General features: G+C 65.7%; 18 protein-coding genes. 9 read left to right on the forward strand and 9 right to left on the reverse strand.

Going from position 1 to position 20,571, the window contains the following annotated elements; genetic code table 11:
- Nucleotides 1-571, reverse strand: a 571-nt coding sequence (locus BLW05_RS29710; protein WP_177142860.1) for a hypothetical protein, incomplete at its 3' end; no start/stop codon positions are given.
- Nucleotides 572-708: 137 nt separating this feature from the next.
- Between BLW05_RS29710 and BLW05_RS29715 the strand changes: the two genes are divergently transcribed.
- Nucleotides 709-2,094: an aminopeptidase P N-terminal domain-containing protein gene (locus BLW05_RS29715; protein ID WP_093167463.1), complete on the forward strand. Its 1,386-nt coding sequence runs from the start codon at nucleotides 709-711 to the stop codon at nucleotides 2,092-2,094.
- 104 nt (nucleotides 2,095-2,198) lie between these two features.
- Here the strand turns inward: BLW05_RS29715 and BLW05_RS29720 are convergent, their stop codons facing one another.
- The 5 genes from BLW05_RS29720 to BLW05_RS29740 form a co-directional block, all read right to left on the reverse strand.
- A complete protein-coding gene (locus tag BLW05_RS29720) occupies nucleotides 2,199-3,767 on the reverse strand; it encodes an FAD-dependent oxidoreductase (RefSeq protein WP_093167465.1) in 1,569 nt (522 codons plus the stop codon).
- Nucleotides 3,764-5,257: a polyamine aminopropyltransferase gene (locus tag BLW05_RS29725; RefSeq protein ID WP_093167666.1), complete on the reverse strand. Its 1,494-nt coding sequence runs from the start codon at nucleotides 5,255-5,257 to the stop codon at nucleotides 3,764-3,766. Before BLW05_RS29725 ends, BLW05_RS29720 begins: the two co-directional genes overlap by 4 nt.
- A gap of 136 nt (nucleotides 5,258-5,393) precedes the next feature.
- Nucleotides 5,394-5,612, reverse strand: coding sequence for a DUF350 domain-containing protein (locus tag BLW05_RS29730; RefSeq protein ID WP_093167467.1), 219 nt, complete (start codon nucleotides 5,610-5,612; stop codon nucleotides 5,394-5,396).
- Between the two features lie 24 nt (nucleotides 5,613-5,636).
- A complete protein-coding gene (locus tag BLW05_RS29735) occupies nucleotides 5,637-7,127 on the reverse strand; it encodes a DUF4178 domain-containing protein (RefSeq protein ID WP_093167469.1) in 1,491 nt (496 codons plus the stop codon).
- A gap of 63 nt (nucleotides 7,128-7,190) precedes the next feature.
- A complete protein-coding gene (locus BLW05_RS29740) occupies nucleotides 7,191-8,237 on the reverse strand; it encodes an SPFH domain-containing protein (protein ID WP_093167471.1) in 1,047 nt (348 codons plus the stop codon).
- 165 nt (nucleotides 8,238-8,402) lie between these two features.
- Here BLW05_RS29740 and BLW05_RS29745 point away from each other — a divergent pair, with 165 nt between their 5' ends.
- From BLW05_RS29745 to BLW05_RS35640, 4 genes are all read left to right on the forward strand, one after another.
- The gene (locus tag BLW05_RS29745) at nucleotides 8,403-10,742 is read left to right on the forward strand and encodes an NADP-dependent malic enzyme (RefSeq protein WP_093167473.1); all 2,340 of its coding nucleotides are present in this window, start codon (nucleotides 8,403-8,405) and stop codon (nucleotides 10,740-10,742) included.
- 184 nt (nucleotides 10,743-10,926) lie between these two features.
- Nucleotides 10,927-11,340 (forward strand): guanyl-specific ribonuclease, encoded by a 414-nt coding sequence (locus BLW05_RS29750; RefSeq protein ID WP_093167475.1) that lies wholly within the window; start codon nucleotides 10,927-10,929, stop codon nucleotides 11,338-11,340.
- A gap of 47 nt (nucleotides 11,341-11,387) precedes the next feature.
- Entirely contained in the window at nucleotides 11,388-11,819 is a 432-nt protein-coding gene (locus BLW05_RS29755; RefSeq protein WP_184531103.1) for a barstar family protein, read from the forward strand.
- Nucleotides 11,798-12,016 (forward strand): hypothetical protein, encoded by a 219-nt coding sequence (locus tag BLW05_RS35640; RefSeq protein ID WP_143044961.1) that lies wholly within the window; start codon nucleotides 11,798-11,800, stop codon nucleotides 12,014-12,016. Before BLW05_RS29755 ends, BLW05_RS35640 begins: the two co-directional genes overlap by 22 nt.
- Nucleotides 12,017-12,148: 132 nt before the next feature.
- On the opposite strand, the gene rsmA is transcribed toward BLW05_RS35640, so the two are convergent.
- The 3 genes from rsmA to BLW05_RS29770 are packed head-to-tail and all read right to left on the reverse strand — an operon-like array spanning nucleotide 12,149 to nucleotide 16,746.
- Nucleotides 12,149-12,925 (reverse strand): 16S rRNA (adenine(1518)-N(6)/adenine(1519)-N(6))-dimethyltransferase RsmA, encoded by a 777-nt coding sequence (gene rsmA, locus BLW05_RS29760; RefSeq protein WP_093167477.1) that lies wholly within the window; start codon nucleotides 12,923-12,925, stop codon nucleotides 12,149-12,151.
- Between the two features lie 2 nt (nucleotides 12,926-12,927).
- Nucleotides 12,928-14,313, reverse strand: a complete 1,386-nt coding sequence (locus BLW05_RS29765; protein WP_093167479.1) for a peptidylprolyl isomerase — start codon at nucleotides 14,311-14,313, stop codon at nucleotides 12,928-12,930.
- Nucleotides 14,314-14,331: 18 nt separating this feature from the next.
- A complete protein-coding gene (locus BLW05_RS29770) occupies nucleotides 14,332-16,746 on the reverse strand; it encodes an LPS-assembly protein LptD (protein ID WP_093167481.1) in 2,415 nt (804 codons plus the stop codon).
- A gap of 98 nt (nucleotides 16,747-16,844) precedes the next feature.
- Between BLW05_RS29770 and BLW05_RS29775 the strand changes: the two genes are divergently transcribed.
- From BLW05_RS29775 to BLW05_RS29790, 4 genes are read left to right on the forward strand one after another with little or no spacing between them, the layout of a single operon-like run.
- A complete protein-coding gene (locus tag BLW05_RS29775) occupies nucleotides 16,845-17,939 on the forward strand; it encodes an aminoglycoside phosphotransferase family protein (RefSeq protein WP_093167483.1) in 1,095 nt (364 codons plus the stop codon).
- On the forward strand, nucleotides 17,936-18,649 hold the full coding sequence (locus BLW05_RS29780) for a 16S rRNA (uracil(1498)-N(3))-methyltransferase (protein ID WP_093167485.1): 714 nt from the start codon (nucleotides 17,936-17,938) through the stop codon (nucleotides 18,647-18,649). The genes BLW05_RS29775 and BLW05_RS29780 overlap by 4 nt, the downstream gene beginning before the upstream one ends.
- A gap of 32 nt (nucleotides 18,650-18,681) precedes the next feature.
- Nucleotides 18,682-20,037, forward strand: coding sequence for a M20/M25/M40 family metallo-hydrolase (locus BLW05_RS29785; protein WP_093167487.1), 1,356 nt, complete (start codon nucleotides 18,682-18,684; stop codon nucleotides 20,035-20,037).
- Nucleotides 20,038-20,075: 38 nt separating this feature from the next.
- On the forward strand, nucleotides 20,076-20,543 hold the full coding sequence (locus BLW05_RS29790; RefSeq protein WP_093167489.1) for a YidB family protein: 468 nt from the start codon (nucleotides 20,076-20,078) through the stop codon (nucleotides 20,541-20,543).
- Nucleotides 20,544-20,571: the final 28 nt, after the last annotated feature.

The raw sequence follows: 20,571 nt of genomic DNA on the forward strand, positions 1-20,571 counted from the left end.
GCTGGGCAAATACGCCGTACATGTGGTTGGAGACCTGGATGTCAGCCACGCCCACGCGCTGTGTCGTGTCGTCGGCCACGAAGGTGATCGAGCCCTGATTCGAGGAGTACGAGCCGGCGCCGCTGGAAACCTGCCCGATCTGCCACCAGAACGGGTAGTCCGGCGCCGGGGAGGTAAGCTTGGTGTCCGCCCGCTTGTACAGCGCCACGCCGCTGTTGGCCGTGCCGCACGCCACCGCATCCGGGCCGTAGCGGTAGGCGATACCCGCGTCCTTGCTGAACTGGGCCGCCATGGCGGTGTACTGGGCCGGCACGATGTTCAGCGCGCTATCGACGATGTCGGTACTCTGGGAACCGCAGAACGTCGTCGTCTGGGGGGTCGTACCGAGGACCGAGCCGCTGGAGGCGCTGGAAGCACTGGAAGCGCTGCTCTGCGACGCCGCAGCGGCAGCCGCTGCGGCGCTGACGGCAGCGGCACTCCCGCCGCCACCGCCGCCACCACCACCCCCGCAACCGGCGAGCGCGATAGCACCAAATGACAGCACAATGGCGCTCTTATGTATAACTTTCAACAAAAAACACCTCCAAAATAACAAGTGGTCGCTTTTTACGTGGGATGAGTCCTACGGGCAAACCATCTTGCAAATACTTTCTTCGTGTTTTTCAGCCCTATTGGAAGGCACTTACAAAGGTAGCGAATAGTGACGTTATGACCGCAAATCATCAAGCCCCCCGCCGTATACATCTTTCTACTTATTTAGGCGCCGACGGCATCGCGATCATTCCGACCGCCCCCGAGCGCCAGCGCAACCGGGACAGCGACTTTCTGTACCGGCACGACAGCTACTTCTATTACCTGACCGGCTTCGCCGAGCCGAATGCGTGGCTGGTGCTGACCGGCGACGGCAAGTCGACGCTGTTCTGCGCGCCGAAGGATCTGGAGCGCGAGATCTGGGACGGCTACCGGCTGGGCCCGGAGGCTGCGCCGGGTGTGCTGGGGGTGGATGAGGCCTATTCCGTCGAGGAGCTGGACACGCGCCTGCCGCGCCTGCTCGAGAACAAGTCGGTGGTCTGGTATCCGTTCGCGACGCACAGGGGGCTGGAAACGCGGGTCGACGGCTGGCTTTCCGCCGTCCGCGCCCGGGTTCGCTTCGGCGCGCTGTGCCCCGAGGAGCAGCGCGACCTGTGCGGCCCGCTGGACGAAATGCGGCTGGTCAAGGACGCGCATGAACAGGATGTGATGCGCCGCGCCGCGCAGATCAGCGCCCGGGCCCACATCCGGGCGATGCAGCTGTCCGCGCGGATGCTGCGCGACGGCAAGGACGTGCGCGAGTACCACCTCGACGCCGAACTGCTGCACGAATTCCGCCTCGGCGGCTCGCAGTACCCGGCCTACGGATCGATCGTGGCGGCAGGCGCCAACGCCTGCGTGCTGCACTACCGGGCCGATACCGCCCCGGTGCAGGACGGCGAACTGGTGCTCATCGACGCAGGCTGCGAGCTGGACGGCTACGCCAGCGACATCACCCGCACCTTCCCGGCCAACGGGAAGTTCACCGGCCCGCAGCGCGCGCTGTACGACCTCGTCCTCGCGAGCCAGGACGCCGCCGTCGCGGCGACCCGGGCAGGGCAGCGCTTCAACGATCCGCACGAAGCGACGGTCAAGGTGCTGTCGCAAGGCATGCTGGACCTGGGCCTGCTCGACGCGAACAAGGTGGGCAGCGTGGACGACGTGATCGAGAAGCGCGCCTACTTCCCTTTCTATATGCACCGCACCGGGCATTGGCTGGGCATGGACGTGCACGATTGCGGCAGCTACGTCGAGCCCTCGCAGGTCGGCGAAGTGAGCGAACGACGCGATCCGCTGTCCAACGAGATCATCAAGAACCGGCCGAGCCGCATTCTCAAGCCGGGCATGGTGCTCACGATCGAGCCGGGCATCTACGTCCGGCCTGGCGCAGGCGTGCCGGAGCAGTTCCACAACATCGGCATCCGCATCGAGGACGATGCGATCGTGACCGAAACCGGCTGCGATCTGATTTCGCGCGGCGTGCCGGTCAAGGCCGACGAGATCGAAGCGCTAATGCGGGAATGACCCCTACAAGGAACCCCGCGGAACCGGCTCCGCCGGCCCGCCGGGGTTGCCCCCGGCGAGGGGGTGCCCGAGCCACACGAAGTGGGCGAGGCTGGGGGTGAGCGTCATGCGGCGAGGTGGCCGCGGGTGAACGCCTCTTCGAAGATCGAATAGCCCGACCAGTCGGCGTGCGCGAAGGCCAGCCGCCCGGCACGCACCCGCTCCGGCGCGCCGATCTGCCGCAGCAGCCCCGGCGCCGGGATCGCCATCGCGTGGCCGTAGCGGGTGATGTCGATGCGCGTCGCCAGCGCCGGCAGGTCGGGATGCGGCACCGACAGCTCCGCGATCAGGTCGTCGCGCCAGCCGGTCCACGGCCGGTCCTGCAATTGCCGGCGCCCGTCATCGCCATCGAAGGCGCTCGGCCCCAGCGGGCGATACCAGCTCAGCACGGTGGCGCGCGGCGTCGGGTCCAGTGTCTGATGCCGCGCATCGACGTAGCCGAGCCCGCGCGTGCCGTAGAGCACGTTGTCCCAGCTCGGCGCCGCACCCGGGCGGTCCGCGAGCGGCTCGCGCACATGGATGTTCGCGACGAGCCACGGCGAATGCCGGATGAGCGAGCCGGCGTGCTTCAGGACGTTGGGCGGGTTCTCGACCACGCGCGCGGCGATGAACACCGGAAGCGTGACGATGCATCGCTCGGCCTGCCACCGGATGCGGGACCGCGTCGCAACATCGAAGGCGTCGACCGCCACGCCGTCGCGTGTTTCGGCGATGCGCGTGACCACATGCCCGGTCTTCAGGCGTTCGCCCAACGGATCTGCCAGTCGGCGCATGAGCCAGGCGTTGCCCTCGGGCCAGGTCAGCACCGCGTCGCGTTCCGCGTTGTCGTCGCCGGGCGCGTGAAATCCGTGGCGGCTCGCGAAGTAGTGAAGCCCGGCCCAGGCCGACACATGGGCCATTCCCGCGCCGTAGTCGTCGCGGCAGCAGTAGTCCAGATACCAGCGCAGGTGCGCATCGGTGAAACCTTCGCGATCGAGCCAGGCCTGGAACGGGAGCGCGTCCAGCGATAGCAGCTGTGGCGCCGTTTGGGCCCGCAGCGTCGGGATCACGAACCGCACCTCGCGACGCAGCGCCTCCACGCGCTGCGAGAACAGGCGGTACTGCGCGAGCGTGGTTTCGCCGACTCCCTGCACCGGCAGCAGGCCGTCCTGCCATTCGCCGCGGAAGTAGAGCCGCTCCTGCGGGCTGTGGCAGAGATGGCGCTCGTCGTATTCCCATCGTCCGGCAACGCGTCGCCGCAGGCCGAGTTCCTCGAGCAGATCCTGCACCTCGTGCGCGTCGTTCCCGGGCAGCGGAAGGTAGTGCGCGCCGAGCGGGCAGGCAATGCCGTTCACCACGCCGCCCCGGCTGTTTCCGCCGGCGCTGTCTTCGAGTTCGAGCAGCACGAAATCATCGACCCCGGCGAGACGCAAGGCACGCGCCGCCGCAAGACCCGCGATGCCGCCACCAGCAATGACCACCTGCGTGCGACGCGTGACGTCCGGCGCACGATCCGGCTGCAACGCACCGTCGCGCAGCGCATGGCCACGCGCCACATCGATACCCGTGAAGCCGCCTTCGATCTGGCGATCGGGCGTGCACCCGGCAAGCACCGCCGTGCCCGCGGCCGCGCCCAGGAACGCGCGGCGCTTCACCGCTTGCCCCACTCCTGCTCGTAGGTCGTGACCAGCACCTGGTTGGACAACCGGTTGACCTCGGCCGGCACGCGCGCCATGTCGAGCGGGAAGTCGAACAGCAGCGGCAGGCTCTGCGCCGAGAGGAAACGCAATCCCGGCGGCAAGGCACCAGCCTCAGGCAGGCGGTACGGCCTGCGGCTCGCGATGATGTAGCCCCACTCCCCGAAGCTCGGCACATGCGCGTGATAGGGCGTCACTTGCAGGCCCACCGACTCGATGGTTTCGGCCACGGTCCAGAAACTCTTGCGCGCAATCAGCGGCGAAGTGGTCTGGATCACCGCATAGCCGCTCGCAGAAAGCCGCTTGTCGAGCAGGGCGTAGAAGGAATTGGTGTAGAGCTTGCCGATCGCGAAGTTGGTCGGGTCCGGAAAGTCGACCACGATCACGTCGAACGAGTCGCCTGCCTGCTGGAGCCACTGGAAGGCATCGGTGTTCACGATGCGAACCTTCGGTGACTTGAGCGAACCGCCGTTGAGCGCGGCGAGTGTCTCGTGCTCGGTGAAGAGTCGCGTCATGTTCGGGTCGAGCTCGACCAGCGTCACGCTTTCCACCGATGGGTATTTCAGGATCTCACGCACCGCCATCCCGTCGCCGCCACCGAGCACCGCCACCTTCTTCGGCGCACCCTGCGCGGCCATGGCGGGGTGGACCAGCGCCTCGTGATAGCGGTACTCGTCGCGCTCGGCGAACTGCAGGTTGCCGTTGAGGAACAGCCGATGCCCGGCACTGCCGTGCGTGACCACGATGCGCTGGTAAGGCGAGGTCGCACTGAAGATGATGCGGTCCTGATAGAACTTGTCCTCCGCCAGCGTCGTGATGCGGTCGGCAAGCACGAAAGCCGCCGCGAGCGTGAGCAGCACCAGAGCGCAGGCCAGCGCATGCGCGCCGAGCCGGCGCAGCTCATGGCGGAACAGCCATAGCGCCCACACCGCGACCGCGGCGTTCATGAGGCCGAAAAGCAGCCCGGTGCGGATCATGCCGAGTTGCGGCACCAGCAACAGGGGGAATGCGATCGACACCGCCAACGCGCCGAGGTAGTCGAAGGTCAGCACCTGCGAGACGAGTTCCTTCAGCGCGACGTTGCGGCGAAGGATGCGCATCACCAGCGGGATCTCGAGCCCGACCAGCGCGCCGACCACGAGCACCATGCCGTACAGCAGCAAGCGGAACGCGCCCGGCACATAGGCATTGGCGATGAAGAGCACCGCCGGCAGGCCGCCGCCAATGAGTGCGACCAGCAGTTCGATGCGCAGGAAGTGCGCCGGCAACTGCCGATCGAAATAGCGCGAGAGCCACGAGCCCACGCCCATGGCGAACAGATAGGTGCCGATGACGGTGCTGAACTGCAGCACCGAATCGCCGAGCAGGTACGAGCTCAGCGCGGCTGCGCTGAGTTCATAGACCAGCCCGCACGCCGCGACGACGAACACGCTGGCGAGCAGCGCCATCTCGACGGGCTGCGGGCCGCGCGCCGCGGCATCCGGTGGCAGCACCTTGCTCACCGGTCGCCGCCGGGCCGCCCCAAGGCGGCCGGGCCCTCCCCTCGGGGGATGGCGAAGCACACGAAGTGGCAAGCCGAGGGGCTCAATGGATCGCGGCTGCGACGATCACGCAGATTCCGAGGCTCATCGCAGCGACGATCACGCCGAGCGCCACGTTCTGCTTCTCGACGATCTCCTGCCACAGGTCATAAGGCGTGAGCTTGTCGATGACGAGGAAGCACAGCCAGAAGATGGCCACGCCCAGCAGCGCATAGACGAGCGACCCGAGGACGACGTCAGGCTTCAACCATTCAAATCCCATGATGAGGACCTCCGGATAAAAACATCATTTGTGGCCACCGCCACTCGAATAGCCACCGTACGAGCCGCCCGAGCTGCGCGTCCCGCCGCCGCTGCCGCCACTGGAACTGCTGCACGTGCTCAGGATGATCAGCAGGATGACGATCACCACGACGACGAGGATGATCGTGCCGCAACCGACGCCCGATCCTGCGCTCACCGGCAGCGCATCGTTGCGCTTGAACATGTCCTTGCCGCCGCCGAGCTTGAACGCGGCCGCCACCAGGGCGCTGTCGATCTTGCTGCCCGACGACCAGGTGATTTCGTTGGCGTATCGCTCCATCGACAGCAGTGCCGATCCGTTGGCGAAGTCGCGATTGAAGGTCCGCTGCCCGCGCTGGACCTGCCAGTAGAACTCGCCGGCCACGTAGCTCGTCTCCGCGTTGTAGGTGTAGAGCTGGCGGTAGACCTTGCCGAGGTAGGTGGCCTTCGAGCCGTCCTTGTCCATCGTCGGCGCGCCGGTGGTCGGCCGGACCATGCTCCAGCCGTCCTCCGAGTCCACCAGGAAGCTGAAGCCACGCTTGCGGTTGAACAGCAGGTATTCGCTCCAGCCGAAGTGCTCGTCATCGCCGGGCGCCACGCCCATGCGGTGCTGGAAGCCGACCACCTGCCAATCCAGGCCCTGCAGTTGCCCCACGGTGCCGAGCGGGATCAGCGGTTGCACCGGCTCGTCCTGGATCGCGTGGCGAAGCTCGCCGCCGATACCCTGGGTCAGATCGATGATGGTGTTGCAGGACGGGCAGGTGATGCTCTTGCTGTCGGCCAGGTTGACGGTGACCGTTGCGCCGCAGTTCGGGCAGTTGAAGCTGCGAGCCTTTTCTTCCTTCGCCGATTCGTCGCGCAGTCCGGCGAGCTGCAGGTCCTCGAGCTGCACGGCGTGGCCGATCCAGGCGCCCGGCGGATCGGAGTCGTACTCCAGGCTGAGCACCTGCCCGTTGTCGCCGCGCAGCTCGACCACCGCGAAACGTCGGCCCAGCTCGGGCAGTCGCGGGAGTTCACCCTGCGCGGAGACCAGTGCGGCCTGCTCGTTCGATGTGACGGTGTACGACTGGCCGTTGAAGGCGGACGTCGCGCCGACGCGCAGGGCCGCGGCGGAAGGCGCATCGCGCTGCAGATCGAAAGGCAGCGCGAAGACGAAGGCGCCGTTGTCCTCGCTCAGGATCCCGGTGCGCTCGCCGTCGAGCGCGGCGATCCATTCGGTCCAGCGTCCGCCGTCGTAGCCGTATTGCAGCCGGCCGATGAGCGTGAACGGCCGATCGTGAATGCGGCCGGAAGCAAAGAGCTGCAACGGGCTGAAGTCGTCGAACAGCTCCGCCATCTTGCCGGTGCGCGCGAGCGTCTCGCCCTGCCGCACCACTGTGCTGCGGCAGTAGGCGCACACCGCATGCGTCGATTGCGCGGAGCGGAACTCGACCGGCGCGCCGCAGCCTGGGCAGGGCGCTCGGTAGTAGCGCTGACTGGCGCCGTTCTCAGCCATGGCGCTCCGAAGAGGGCCAACCTGCGGGTGGGTCGTGGGGTTGTCCCGCGAATGCTGCGGGCGTCACACGAGTTTCTTGAGGAGCTCCGCCTTCTTGGCGTCGAATTCTTCCTGCGTGAGGATGCCCTTGGTCTTGAGCTCGGCGAGCTTCTCCAGCGTCGTCATCACGTCGGCCGGATTGACCACCGCGACCACCGGCTGCTGGGCAGGCGCAGCCGCGGCGGCGTTGCCCGGGCTCAGCCCCTGCGCGAGGTTCTGCGCGAGCACCTGCCCCAGCGCGACACCCGCGCCCAGGCCCATCGCATCGCCTGCGATGCCGCTGCCGCCACCGGCGCCTTCGGCGATCTTCGGGATCGCCTGCGCGGTCTGGTACTGCATGAACTTGCCCATGTCGTTGCCGACCATGCCCATGCCGATCTTCTGGTCGAGGATCTTCTGCAGCTCTTCCGGCAGCGAGACGTTCTGCACGGTGATGTTCTCGAGCTTGATCCCGATCTTCGCGAACTCGGGCGCGAGCTGCGTCGCGAGCGCCCGCGCAAACTCGATCTGATTCGCCGCGAGGTCGAGGAAAGGCACGCCACTCGACGCGATCGCGTTGCTGATGTTCTGCAGCACGAGCCCGCGAAGCTGCCCGTCGAGGTCGGCCACCGAGTACACGTCGCGCGTGCCCGAGATCTCGGTGTGGAACAGCTTCGGATCGCCGATGCGGAAGCTGTAGTTGCCGAAGGCGCGCACGCGCACCGCGCCGAAGTCCTTGTCGCGCACGGTGATCGGCTGGGGTGTGCCCCACTTCTGGTCGACCTGCTGACGGGTGCTGAAGAAATAGACGTCGCTCTTGAAGGGCGACTCGAAGAGCTTGTCCCAGTTCTTGAGGTAGGTGAGGACGGGGAGCGTCTGCGTGGTGAGCTTGTAGATGCCGGGACCGAAGACGTCGGCGACCTGCCCCTCGTTCACGAACACGGCCATCTGCGATTCGCGCACCGTGAGCGACGCGCCGTTCTGGATTTCCATGTCCGCCATCGGGAAGCGCCATGCCAGTGTGCCGTCGCCGGTCTCGGTCCACTGGATGATGTCGATGAACTGCTTCTTGATGAAATCCATCAGCGCCATGGAGGTGCTCCTGCAAATACTCGACCGGTGATATTGCCACAGGGCAGAACCCCCGCCCGCCGCGCATTTCCCACCCTTCGTTGCGAAGCCCATGTTTCATAGGCGAAAGAAGGCGAGGTCTACAATCGGCGCCCTTTCAAGAAGCGTCACAGGAGGCACGGCCCAATGTCCGATCCGACTTCATCGATTCCTTCGCCCGAGGACAAACGTGCCGAGCTGCGTCGCGCCGCCCTCGAATACCACGAGCATCCGGTCCCGGGAAAGATCTCGATCGCCGCGACCAAGCAGATGGTCAATCAGCGCGACCTGGCGCTGGCCTATTCGCCCGGTGTGGCCGCCCCTTGCGAGGAGATCGTCAAGGACCCGGTCAACGCCTTCAAGTACACCGCGCGGGGCAACCTCGTGGCGGTCATCACCAACGGCACGGCGGTGCTGGGTCTCGGCGACATCGGCCCGCTGGCCTCCAAGCCGGTGATGGAAGGCAAGGGCGTGCTCTTCAAGAAGTTCGCCGGCGTCGACGTGTTCGACATCGAGATCGACGAGAAGGACCCGGCGAAGCTGGTCGACGTCATCGCCGCGCTGGAGCCGACCTTCGGCGCGATCAACCTCGAGGACATCAAGGCGCCTGACTGCTTCTATGTCGAGCGCGAACTGCGCAAGCGCATGAAGATCCCGGTCTTCCATGATGACCAGCACGGCACCGCGATCACCGTGGCCGCGGCGATGCTCAACGGCCTCAAGGTCGTGGGCAAGGACATCTCGCAGGTCAAGCTCGTCACCTCGGGCGCCGGCGCTGCGGCGCTGGCCTGCCTGAACCTGCTGCTCAAGGTCGGCCTCAAGCGCGAAAACGTCTACGTGACCGACCTGGCCGGCGTGGTCTATGAAGGCCGCACCGAGCTGATGGACGACGACAAGCGCCAGTACATGCAGAAGACCGACGCCCGCACCTTGTCCGAGGTGATCGAGGGCGCCGACGTGTTCCTGGGCCTTTCCGCCGGCGGCGTGCTCAAGCCCGCCATGGTCGCGAAGATGGCGGCGAAGCCCGTGATCTTCGCGCTGGCCAACCCCAACCCCGAGATCACGCCGGAAGACGCGCACGCAGTGCGCGACGACGTGGTCATGGCCACCGGCCGCACGGACTATCCGAACCAGGTCAACAACGTCCTGTGCTTCCCCTACATCTTCCGCGGCGCACTGGACTGCGGCGCGACCACCATCACCGATGAGATGGAAGTCGCTGCGGTGCACGCGATCGCCGAGCTCGCGCAAGCCGAACAGAGCGAACGCGTCGCCGCCGCATACGCCGGCGAGAAGCTCAGCTTCGGACCCGACTATCTGATTCCGAAGCCCTTCGATCCGCGGCTCATGATGAAGATCGCACCGGCCGTCGCCAAGGCGGCGGCCGACAGCGGCGTGGCATTGCGGCCGATTGCCGACCTCGATGCCTATCGCGACAAGCTGCAGACCTTCGTCTATACCTCGGGCACGACGATGAAACCCATCTTCGATGCCGCGAAGCGCGCGCCGAAGAAGCGCGTCGCCTTCTGCGAAGGCGAGGAGGAACGCGTGCTCCGTGCCGCGCAGATCGTGGTCGACGAAGGTGTCGCGCGTCCGACGCTGATCGGGCGCCCCGCCATCATCGCGCAACGCATCGAGAAATTCGGCCTGCGCCTGAAGCAGGACGTGCACTACGACATCGTCAACGTCGAGTGGGACCAGCGCTACCGCGATTTCTGGCAGACCTACCACCGGATGACCGAACGCAAGGGCACGACGGTACAGACGGCGAAGATCGAGATGCGCCGCCGCCTGACGCTCATCGGCTCGATGCTGCTGCACAAGGGCGACGTGGACGGGATGATCTGCGGCACCTGGGGCACCACCGCGATGCATCTGCACTACATCGACCAGGTGATCGGCAAGCGCCCCGGCGGTTGCGCGAGCACGCAGCAGAACGTACCGATCTATGCCTGCATGAACGGGCTGCTCCTGCCGAACCGGCAGCTGTTCCTGGTCGACACCCACGTCAACTACGACCCGACGCCTGAAGAACTCGCCGAGATCACGACCATGGCGGCGGAGGAGATGATGCGCTTCGGCATCAAGCCGAAGGCGGCGCTGCTGTCGCACTCGAACTTCGGTAGCAGCAACCAGCCGAGCGCGATCAAGATGCGGCAGACGCTCGAGCTGCTGCGCACCCAGGCGCCGTGGCTTGAAGTGGATGGCGAAATGCACGGCGACGTCGCTTTGGACGGCAAGCAGCGCGCTACGGTCATGCCGCATAGCGCGCTGGCCGGCGACGCCAATCTGCTTGTGTTCCCGAACATCGATTCGGCCAACATTGCATACAACCTGCTCAAGACGGCGGCCGGCGGCAACATCGCGATTGGCCCGGTCCTGCTCGGAGCGGCCAAACCTGTGCATATTCTCACGCCCAGTGCGACGGTTCGGCGCATCGTCAACATGACGGCACTGACTGTTGCCGATGCGAACGCCGAGCGATAGGCGCTTTCAAAGTAGCGACCGCTAACTTTCTGCACACCGCCAATCCCATTCGCCTGCTCAAAGATTGAGCAGGCGCTTGCTATTTGCGCGCCCCTGGTGCACACTTACGGGCTTGAATTTGCGGGTTAACCCCAATAAGGTTGACCCCCGATTCGGCCCTCGCTCTTTTCTTTCCTGGTGCTCCATGGCGGTTTTCGCCTCGATTTCGTCCCCTGCATCCAAGTTTGCGCTCACTAGCATTCTGCTGGTAGCTCTTGCAAATGGCGTTCAGGCTCGCGAATGGTTCGGCACCCGTACCGGTCAGTCGGCTCAGGAAACGATTGCGCTGGCCGAATTGCCGGTGCAAGGCCAGCGTACCTACGAGGCCATCTTCAAGGGTGGTCCCTTCCAGTATGAGAAGGACGGCGTGGTGTTCGGCAATCGCGAACGCCTGCTGCCTCAGGAACGCCGGGGTCACTACCGAGAGTACACGGTCGAAACGCCCGGCTCGCGTGATCGTGGCGCCAAGCGAATCGTCTGTGGAGGCGAACGCACGGCGCCGTCGGGGTGCTGGTACACGGCGGATCACTACGCAAGCTTCAGGCGGATCGTTCCCTGAGCGATGAAATGAATTTGGAGAGGCGCAGAACAGCGTCCTGAGAAAAGATGACGACAACCATGGAAAGACCAGCGGAGATGACCCAATCCCTTCGTGGCGTGCGACCCAACATCGTGCAGTCGATTCGCGCATTCCGCGTGAGCGACCTGCAGGAGGCAGCACATGCGGCCGGTCAGCACTTTCTGTATGCCAACCTCGGCAACGCCCAGACCAAGCAGGACGTGCTGGATCTGATCGCGCAGCAATTCACGTTCCCCCAGCACTTCGGGAAGAATTTCGACGCGCTCTATGACTGCATGACAGACCCGCTCCACAAGTCGGGTCCGCAGCCGGGCTTCGTCATCGTCCTCGAACAGATTCCCGCCAACGGCAAGTTCGACAAGGAAGCGCGCGAGCAGCTTCTGGACATCTTCCGCGACGCGGCGGACTACTGGGGGGATCGGAAAATACCCTTCCGGTGCTTCTATTCTTTTCTGTAGCCCGTTCTGCACAAGCCAGCCAAGCAGAACGGGCGAACGAGGCTCAGCAAAACGGCGCCGCAGGTGCCGAGATCGAGGCTCAAGAGGCTGATCCGACGGCAGAAAAAATGCCGACGGACAAACTGGTCGATGTGTCTCCCCTGGCGCTGCGCATGAGCAGCCCCTTCAATGCGGGATACTGGCTCGCAGCAGCGTAGCTGTTGCTCGCCCTCAGGCTGCGCGCACTTCGTGTCGCTCCGCCAACCCCCTGCCGGGGGCAACACCAGCGGACCGGCTGAGCCGGTTCCGCGGTGTTTCACGAACGAAAGCCCGTCATCGACGGGCTTTTTTCATTTGGAGAGCTGCTGGACCAAGGCGACGTATTCGGCCACCGGGACTTCCTCCGCGCGCCGCTGGACGTCGAAGGTGCCCGCGAAGCCCTTCTGTTCCAGCCATTTGCCCAGGCTGTGCCGCAGGAGCTTGCGGCGCTGGCTGAAGGCCACCTGTACGACTTCGCCAAGCAGCTTCGCATCCACCTGCGGCGGTTCGGCGAGCGGCACCATCCTCACGACTGCGCTGTCGACGCGCGGCGGCGGATCGAAGCTCTCCGGCGGCACGAACAGGACGTTTTCCATTGCGTAGCGCCACTGCAGCATGACGCTCAAGCGGCCGTAGTCGGACGTCGCCGGCTGCGCGACCATGCGGTCGATCACTTCCTTCTGCAGCATGAAATGCTGATCGGCGACGAGATCCGCAAACCCCAGCAGATGAAACAGGATGGGCGTCGAAATGTTGTAAGGCAGATTGCCGACGACACGAAGCAACTTGCCCGGCGGAGCTGCCAGCCGGTTCGCGAGCGCGGCGAAGTCGACCTTCAGCACATCGGATTCCACCACGTCGAGCTGACCATGGCCGCGCAGGCGCTCGGCCAGGTCGCGGTCGAGTTCGATCACCGTGAGGCGACCCAGGCGCTCCACGAGCGGCTGCGTCAATGCTGCGAGACCGGGGCCGATCTCGACCATCGCATCGCCGGCTTTCGGCGCGATTTCGCGCACGATGGCGTCGATGATGGCAACGTCAGCCAGGAAGTGCTGGCCGAACCGCTTGCGGGGAATGTGGGACTTCACCGTCAGGACTGCGGCGGTTCGCGATATTCCACGTAGGCGCGCGCGCGAACTTCCTGGGCCCAGGTATCCGTGTTCTGCTCGATCTTCTTCTCGCGCAGTACGGCGCGAGCCGCCTCGCGCTGCTCGACCTGCGTGAGCTTGGTCTCACGGCGGTCGGTCACCTGGATCAGGTGCACGCCGAAGCGCGACACCACGGGGTCGCTGATCTGGCCGGGAGTGAGGCGGTTCATCGCTTCCTCGAACTCGGGCACGAACTGGCCAGGACGCGACCACCCCAGGTCGCCGCCGCTCTTGGCGCTTCCGTCTTCCGAGTTGTCGCGCGCAAGGCTCGCGAAGTCGGCGGAGCCACGCTGGATGCGATCCTTGAAATCGTTCAGTTGCGCGACCGATTGGGCCGTGGTTCGCTTGGGGTCGTTGCGCAGCAGAATGTGCCGGACCTGCGTCTGCGTGACGACGGCATCGCCAATGCCCGCCTGAGACTTCGCCAGCACCTTCAGCACATGGAAGCCGGCAGGCGATCGGACAGGGCCGACGATGCCGCCCACCGGGGTCGACTGCGTGGCCTCGACGAAGAGGGGGGGATAGCGATCGGCACTGCGCATGCCCAACGCGCCGCCGCCCGCACGGTCAGGTGCGTCGGAGTTTTCCTGGACGAGCTTGCTGAAGTCTTCGCCTGCGCGGGCGCGCTGAGCGAGCGCCTGCGCCCGCTGCTGCAGCTTTGCCACATCCGCGTCGCCCGCGTTCTCCGGGACGATGACGAGCAGCTGCGCGATGTTGAGGTTCGGCGCGATCGACGCATTTCCGCCGGAGCGCTGCTCGCGAATGAACTGATCGACTTCGACGTCGCTGATCTTGACCTTGGATTCGACCTCGCTGTTGCGCAGGCGCGTGAGCATGAGCTGTTCGCGCAGCTCGCGCCGGAACTGGTCCTGCGACATCCCTTCGGCAGCGACCCGGCGCCGCAGTTCGGTGAGCGTGATCTGGTTCTGCCGGGCCACGGTCTGTTCGGCCTGGTCGACCGCGAGGTCGTCGATCTTGATGCCGGCTTCCTTGGCGAGCTGCAGCATCGCGCGCTCGTTGATCATCCGCTCCAGCACGATGCGCGTGAGCTCCGCGCGCGGCATCCGTTCGGCTTCGGGGTTCTCGCGCAGCACGCGCGCCACCCGGATCTGGACCTCGGTGTTGGTGACCGGTTCGGAATTGACCAGCGCAACGATGTACTCGGCCGATCGCTGCACGTTCGGCGGCGGTCCGCTGGTGGTCGGCGGCGGCACGATGCGCGGGCCGTTGTTGCGCATGATGTCGGTGATGCCCAGGCCCTGCGCACCAGCGGAGACGGCCAGTGTCGCGAAACAGGCCAGCGTAAGGATGGAGCGAATGTGTTTCATGGCGAAGCTCTGTCTATCTCAGTCGTAATTGGTGAACCGGCTCGGCGCCAGTCCCGGTTGGCGCAGCGGGGTGTAGCGTTGGATGTTCTGCGTCAAAGTGCGCGCAGGGCTCGATCCGACGCTTGCGAAGCCAACGAGTTCGAGCTGAAACATGATCCGGGTACTGGCTGAGACCTGCCCGGTGGTGATCCGTTCCACCACCACGCGGCCGATCCAGCAGCAGCCGTCGTATTCGAGGCCGAGCACGCCGTCCGTCAGCTTGCTGTCCTGCAGACTGTAATTCAGACGGCCTACAGCGTACCAGCGGCCGCCGCCTTGACCACGTCCGGGCCCCAGATCCTTGCCGTAGTCGCCCCAAAGATCGTTGATCGGCCACTGCCAGCCGACGTCGATCGACTTGCTGCCGTCGTTCGAGGTCGACGTGGTGTCGGCCTGATAGCGATAGGCGGCACTGATCGTGCGATACGGGCCGGGGCTGAAGCGGGCGCTGATCGCGGTGCGGGTGGAGTTGTGTTCGTCCGGGTTGTACTGGACCGTGCCGTCCACGCTCCACTTCGGCGTCCAGTTGATCTGCGCGCCGAGCAGGATGTCGCTGAAACGATCGGTAACCGGCTGGCCGTTGGGCAACGTGACCAGCTGGTCGGCGAAGCGCAGACGCTGCGCGACGCCGAAACGCGCCGCCTCGGCGCCGGTGTCCGGATCGATCAGGCGCGACGTGACCCCGAGCGTGAGCAGGTTGCTGTCGGAGATCCGGTCGTTGCCCGAGAAGGCGTTCTCGGTGTAGACCGTCGCGAAGCTGAAGTCGTTGGCCGCCGAATCGTAGTTCGGCAGGTCGCTCTGGTTGCGGTAGGGCGTGTAGACGTAGAACGCACGCGGCTCGAGCGTCTGCCGGAACGCGCGCCCGAAGTAGCTGGCGTCGCGCTCGAAGATCATCCCGCTGTCGAGGCTGAAGGTCGGCACCACGCGGGTAGCCGACGTTGCCCCGTTGGTGGTGAGCGGCGCGTCGAACTGGTAGGCGGTCGCGTTCAGCATCACCTTGGGGATGACGAAGGTGCCCGGGGTCAGGAAGGGTCGGCTCAAAGAGGCGAGGCCGAACACGCGCTCGCCATCGGGCTGCACATAGCCAGCGAGTTCCTTCTGCACGGCCGGGCTGGGGCCACGGAAGCGCGAGTAGTCGGTATTGAGCGTGAAGTCGAAGCCGTTCCAGTCGTACTTGTTGTAGTCGGCCGTGATCTGCGGCAGCCGGTCGTACGGCGGCAGGATCGGCGAAGGCGCGTACTGAAGCGTCTGGTAGCTCAGCGCACGCGCCATGCCGCTCCAATCGCCGGAGGTCCAGCGCAGGATGCCGTCGTTGGCCAGCAGCCGCGCGGTGAGAGACGGCGTGCGCGTGAAATCGCGCCAGTAGTCATCGTCGCTCACACGGTTGATGCTCAACGAGCCCGTCAGGGAATCGAGCCCCAGCGCCTTGGCGTCGAAACGCTGCTCGTGATGCGTCCAGATGCCCCAGCGGTCGCGATCGCGCAGCTTGTCCTCCGGCATGTAGTCGGCACGGATCTCGCCGCTGTAGGTAGGCTCGAGGTAGCGGAACTCGGTGCCCAGGTTGATGCCACGCTTGCTCATCAGGGTCGGAAAGAGCGTCGCATCGCGATTGGGTGCGATGTTCCAGTAATACGGCGCTGTTACCTCGAAGCCGTTCACGCTGTCGATCCCGATGACCGGCGGCAGCACGCCCGACTTGCGATCGTTGCTCAGCGGGAAGCTGAGCGACGGGAACGGCGGCGTGCTGATCCCCATGAACGTGATCTGCGCATTGGTGGCGACACCGACGTTCTCCTCGGTGTCGGCGGTGATGGTGCGCGCCTTGAGCAGCCAGGCCGGCATCCATCCAGGATAGTCTTCCGGACGGCAGGTGGTGTAGGTGGCCATGCGGGCGATCGACACGTTGCTGTCGATGAAGTCGATTCGCTCCGCGTCGCCACGCCCGCCATTGGCGAGAAACTCGTAGCGCACCCTGTTGAAGAAGCCCTCGAAGGTCTCGAGCCTGAGTTCGAGCTCGGGGCCTTCGTAGATGTTGCCGGCATGGTTGACATGCACATTGCCGATGGCCCGGGCGCGATCCTCGGGCTGGTAGTACTCGAGACGGTCGGCGCGGATCAGGGTATCGCCGCGCCGCAGGGTGGCATTGCCCTCGACGATGGTGCCGAGGTCGGGCTGGCCGGAAATGCGATCACCGTCGACGAAGCTCGGCATCCGGCCACGCAGGTTCTCCGGAATCACTTCGGTCAGTTGTGGCGTTCGCTTGAGCACCAGCGGTGCATCCAGGTCCGCCTCCTGCGCCCACGCGCCATGCGCATGCAGCAGGGCAAGCGACAGCACGGCCAGCGGCAAAGGCGGGCGGCACCGGCGCCAGGCGGCTCGGTTCAGGTCAGGCATCGGTACGGAAGGACAAATGTCGTCTGGAGGGGAAGGCGGCGCCGGGGGCCGTCGGGTTGAAGGCTCCGCGCCAGGCGGATTTGTAGAATTGATTATCCATGACAGCCTCTCAGCCATCGGCCAGCGGCGCCGCCGCAATCCCCCAAGCCCCTGTGTGGACGGACGCGACACGCGCACAGACTTTTCAGCGCTGGATCGAGCGCATCGCACCGCAACACCGGTTGCTTCCTGATACGGTCCGACTCGCCTCCGCCGACGCCAGCTTCAGGCGCTACTTCCGCGTCAACACGAGTGACGAGGCGCTGACGCGCATCGTGATGGACGCGCCGCCGGCGCAGGAAAACAGCGCGCCGTTCGTCCATGTCGCCGAGCTCATGGCTGCCGCTGGCGTCAAGGCGCCGCACGTCCTCGAGTGGGACCGGGACAACGGCTTCCTGCTGCTCGACGACCTCGGCTTCCAGACGATGCTGGATGCGATCGACCCCGCCGATCCCCACGCCGCGCGTCCACTCTTCGAGCAGGCGATCGATAGCCTGATCCTCTGGCAGCTCGCCTCGAAGCCGGACGTGCTTCCGCCTTATGACAGGGCACTGCTCGAGCGCGAGCTCTCGCTGTTTCCGCAGTGGTACGTCAGCCAGCACCGTGGCATGGCGGTGGAAGGCAAGCTCAAGGAGCGCCTCGACCGCGCCTTCAACCTGATCGTGGAGAACAACCTGGCGGCGCCGCGCGTCTACGTGCACCGCGACTTCATGCCGCGCAACCTGATGGTCGGCAGCGGTGCGCCGCTGGGCGTGCTCGACTTCCAGGATGCGGTCCACGGCCCGATCACCTACGACATCGCGAGCCTGATGCGCGACGCCTTCCTGAGCTGGGAAGAAGACTTCGTGATCGACATGACCGTGCGCTACTGGCAGAAGGCCCGCAAGGCCGGTCTGCCGGTCGACGAGGACTTCGGTGCCTTCTATCGTGCGGTCGAGTGGATGGGTCTGCAGCGCCACCTGAAGGTCGCCGGCATCTTTGCGCGGCTCACGCTGCGCGATGGCAAGCCGAAGTACCTGGCCGATGCCCCGCGCTTCATCGCCTACATCCGGGCCACCGCGGGCCGCTATCGGGAACTCGCGCCACTGCTGCGCGCGATCGACGAGATCGAAGGCACGGAGCCGGTAGCCGGCTTCGCCTACGGGCGCATGTGACAGCACGCTTCCACTGCGCGGTTGCGCTCACTGCCAACAGCTCGTTCTCGCTGCCGCCCGGCGCCGCGCGCCATGTGCAGGTGCTGCGGATGCAGCCCGGCGACGCGTTGACGCTGTTCGACGGCACCGGCGGTGAATACGCCGCCAGAGTCGAACGAATGGGCCGCAGCGACGTCCAGGTGTGCGTGGGCGAACGCAATGCCGTCGAGCGCGAAGCAACGCGCGCGGTACATCTCGCGGTCGGCATGCCGGCCAACGAGCGCATGGACTGGTTGGTCGAGAAAGCCACGGAACTCGGCGTCGCCAGCATCCAGCCCTTGATGACAGCGCATGCGGTGCTTCGCCTCACTGGCGAGCGCGCCGACAAGAAGCGCGCGCACTGGGAGGCCATCGCCATCGCCGCATGCGAGCAATGCGGGCGCAACCGCGTGCCGGAAATCCACCCCGTCGAGACCTTCGCGAACTGGCTCACCGCGCAGGCCGGTGATTCGCCACGATTCATCCTCAGTCTCGCGGAAGGAACCCGCCCCGTGCGCGAACTCGCTCAGAATGAACATCGCAGTGCCTGGGTGCTGAGCGGGCCGGAAGGCGGCCTGAGCCCCACCGAGGAAAAGGATGCGATCTCGCGCGGCTTCGCGCCGCTGTCGCTCGGGCCGCGTGTCCTGCGCGCCGAGACCGCCGCGCTCGCGGCGCTCGCATTTCTTTCCTGACTGGCTGCAAAGCCCCCGATTCCCACGACCTCATGTCATCCCGTCTTTCTTCCATCCGATTCGCGCCCGTCATGTTCGCGGTGCTCTGTGCCGCAGCCGGTGTGCAAGCCCAGAGCAACGCCGTGGCCCCGACACCTTCGCAGGTGCGGCCGGCTGTCGATCAGGCCTACACGCAGCTTCTCGCCGCACCGGCCATCAAGGACCTGCTCGAAGCGCTCAAGGCCGACCATGAGCACTCCATCGAAGACCTGAAGACGCTCACCGAAATCGAGGCGCCGCCCTTCAAGGAACAAAAGCGCGCCGAGGCCTTTCTTGCGCGCCTGAAGGCCCTCGGCCTCAGCGACGCGAGGATCGACGCAGAAGGCAACGTCATCGGCATTCGCAAGGGCACCGGCAACGGTCCGAAACTGCTGATTTCGGCGCACCTCGACACCGTCTTCCCGGCCGGCACCGACGTGAAGGTGAAGGAGCGCGACGGCAAGCTCCATGCGCCCGGCATCTCCGACGACACGCGCGCGCTCTCGGTGCTCCTGTCGTGGCTCAAGGTGCTGAACGACAACAAGATCCAGACGGTCGGCGACCTGATCTTCGTCGGCAACGTCGGCGAGGAAGAGCTCGGCAACCTGCGCGGGATGAAGGCCATCTTCCGCGACCACCTCGACATCGACGGGATGGTCGGCCTCGAGCCCGCGCCGGACGGCAACGTGCTGGTGCTGGGCACGGCCAGCCACCGCTACGAGGTGAGTTTCAAGGGCCCGGGTGGCCACAGTTACGCGGCCTTCGGACAGGTGCCCAGCGCGATCCACGGGATGGGCCGGGCCATCGCGAAGATCGCCGACATCAAGACGCCGAGCTTCCCCAAGACGACCTTCACCGTCGGCCTCGTGAGCGGCGGCACCTCGGTCAACACGATCGCGCCGGACGCGCGCATGGCAGTGGACATCCGGTCCGACGACATGGGCGCGCTGCTCGACACCGAAAAGAAGGTCCTCGCGGCGATCGACGAAGCAGTGGCGGAGGAGAACAAGCGCTGGAACGTCTCGACCCTGAGCGCAACCACCAAGCTGATCGGCGACCGGCCGGGCGGGCGCACCGGATCGGACTCGGTGGTCGTCGAGGCCGCAGTGCGCGCCAATTCCGCCTTCGGTCACAAGACGCTGCTGACGGGGGCAAGCACCGATGCCAACGTGCCGATGTCGCTCGGCATCCCGGCGATCATCATCGGCAGCGGCGGCAAGACCGGCGGCTTTCACGCGCTCTCCGAATGGATCGACGTGACAGATGGGTGGAAGGGCGCGCAGAATGCCTTGGTGACCGTGCTCGGACTGGTCGGCGTACAGGGTGTCAGCGAACCACTGCTGCCGAAGCGCCCGCCGCGTTCCCGGTAGGGGCGCATCCCTTCCATTGCATCTCAGAGGAGCCCATCATGGGATTGCTCGATTCGGTTCTCGGACAAGTGCTCGGCGGCGGCCAGCCGCAGCCACAGGCAGGCGGTATCGGTAGTCTCGGCGGCCCTGCGGGACTGGGTGATCTGGGCAACATCGCCGGCGCGCTCGGCGGACTGCTTGCCAACAATGGCGAACAAGGCGGATTGGGCGGCCTGGTGTCGAAGTTCGAGCAGGCCGGCATGGGCGACGTCATCGGCTCGTGGATCGGCCATGGCGAGAACGCGCCGATTTCGGGCGGGCAGCTCCACAGTGTGCTCGGCGACGACGCGGTCTCGGGCATCGCGCAGAAACTGGGCATGAACAGCGCGACCCTCCTGCCGTTGCTGGCCACGCTGCTACCCACGTTGATCGACCATCTGACGCCCAAAGGCCAGGTGCCGGCGGAAGGACTAGGCAACCATGACGATCTGCTCGCTTCGTTGAGCGGCTTTCTCCAGAAGAGTTGACGGGCGCACCGCACCGCTTCTTTCCAGC

Source organism: Variovorax sp. YR216 (genome assembly GCF_900107745.1).
GTDB lineage: Bacteria > Pseudomonadota > Gammaproteobacteria > Burkholderiales > Burkholderiaceae_C > Variovorax.

Excerpts from the sequence above, each read along its gene's own strand:
- BLW05_RS29715 (WP_093167463.1), top strand. The coding sequence starts at position 709 with ATGACCGCAAATCATCAAGCCCCCCGCCGTATACATCTTTCTACTTAT.
- BLW05_RS29725 (WP_093167666.1), bottom strand. The coding sequence starts at position 5,257 with ATGGCGCTGCTCGCCAGCGTGTTCGTCGTCGCGGCGTGCGGGCTGGTC.
- BLW05_RS29730 (WP_093167467.1), bottom strand. The coding sequence starts at position 5,612 with ATGGGATTTGAATGGTTGAAGCCTGACGTCGTCCTCGGGTCGCTCGTC.
- BLW05_RS29735 (WP_093167469.1), bottom strand. The coding sequence starts at position 7,127 with ATGGCTGAGAACGGCGCCAGTCAGCGCTACTACCGAGCGCCCTGCCCA.
- BLW05_RS29740 (WP_093167471.1), bottom strand. The coding sequence starts at position 8,237 with ATGGCGCTGATGGATTTCATCAAGAAGCAGTTCATCGACATCATCCAG.
- BLW05_RS29745 (WP_093167473.1), top strand. The coding sequence starts at position 8,403 with ATGTCCGATCCGACTTCATCGATTCCTTCGCCCGAGGACAAACGTGCC.
- BLW05_RS29750 (WP_093167475.1), top strand. The coding sequence starts at position 10,927 with ATGGCGGTTTTCGCCTCGATTTCGTCCCCTGCATCCAAGTTTGCGCTC.
- BLW05_RS29755 (WP_184531103.1), top strand. The coding sequence starts at position 11,388 with ATGACGACAACCATGGAAAGACCAGCGGAGATGACCCAATCCCTTCGT.
- BLW05_RS29765 (WP_093167479.1), bottom strand. The coding sequence starts at position 14,313 with ATGAAACACATTCGCTCCATCCTTACGCTGGCCTGTTTCGCGACACTG.
- BLW05_RS29770 (WP_093167481.1), bottom strand. The coding sequence starts at position 16,746 with ATGCCTGACCTGAACCGAGCCGCCTGGCGCCGGTGCCGCCCGCCTTTG.
- BLW05_RS29775 (WP_093167483.1), top strand. The coding sequence starts at position 16,845 with ATGACAGCCTCTCAGCCATCGGCCAGCGGCGCCGCCGCAATCCCCCAA.
- BLW05_RS29785 (WP_093167487.1), top strand. The coding sequence starts at position 18,682 with ATGTCATCCCGTCTTTCTTCCATCCGATTCGCGCCCGTCATGTTCGCG.
- BLW05_RS29790 (WP_093167489.1), top strand. The coding sequence starts at position 20,076 with ATGGGATTGCTCGATTCGGTTCTCGGACAAGTGCTCGGCGGCGGCCAG.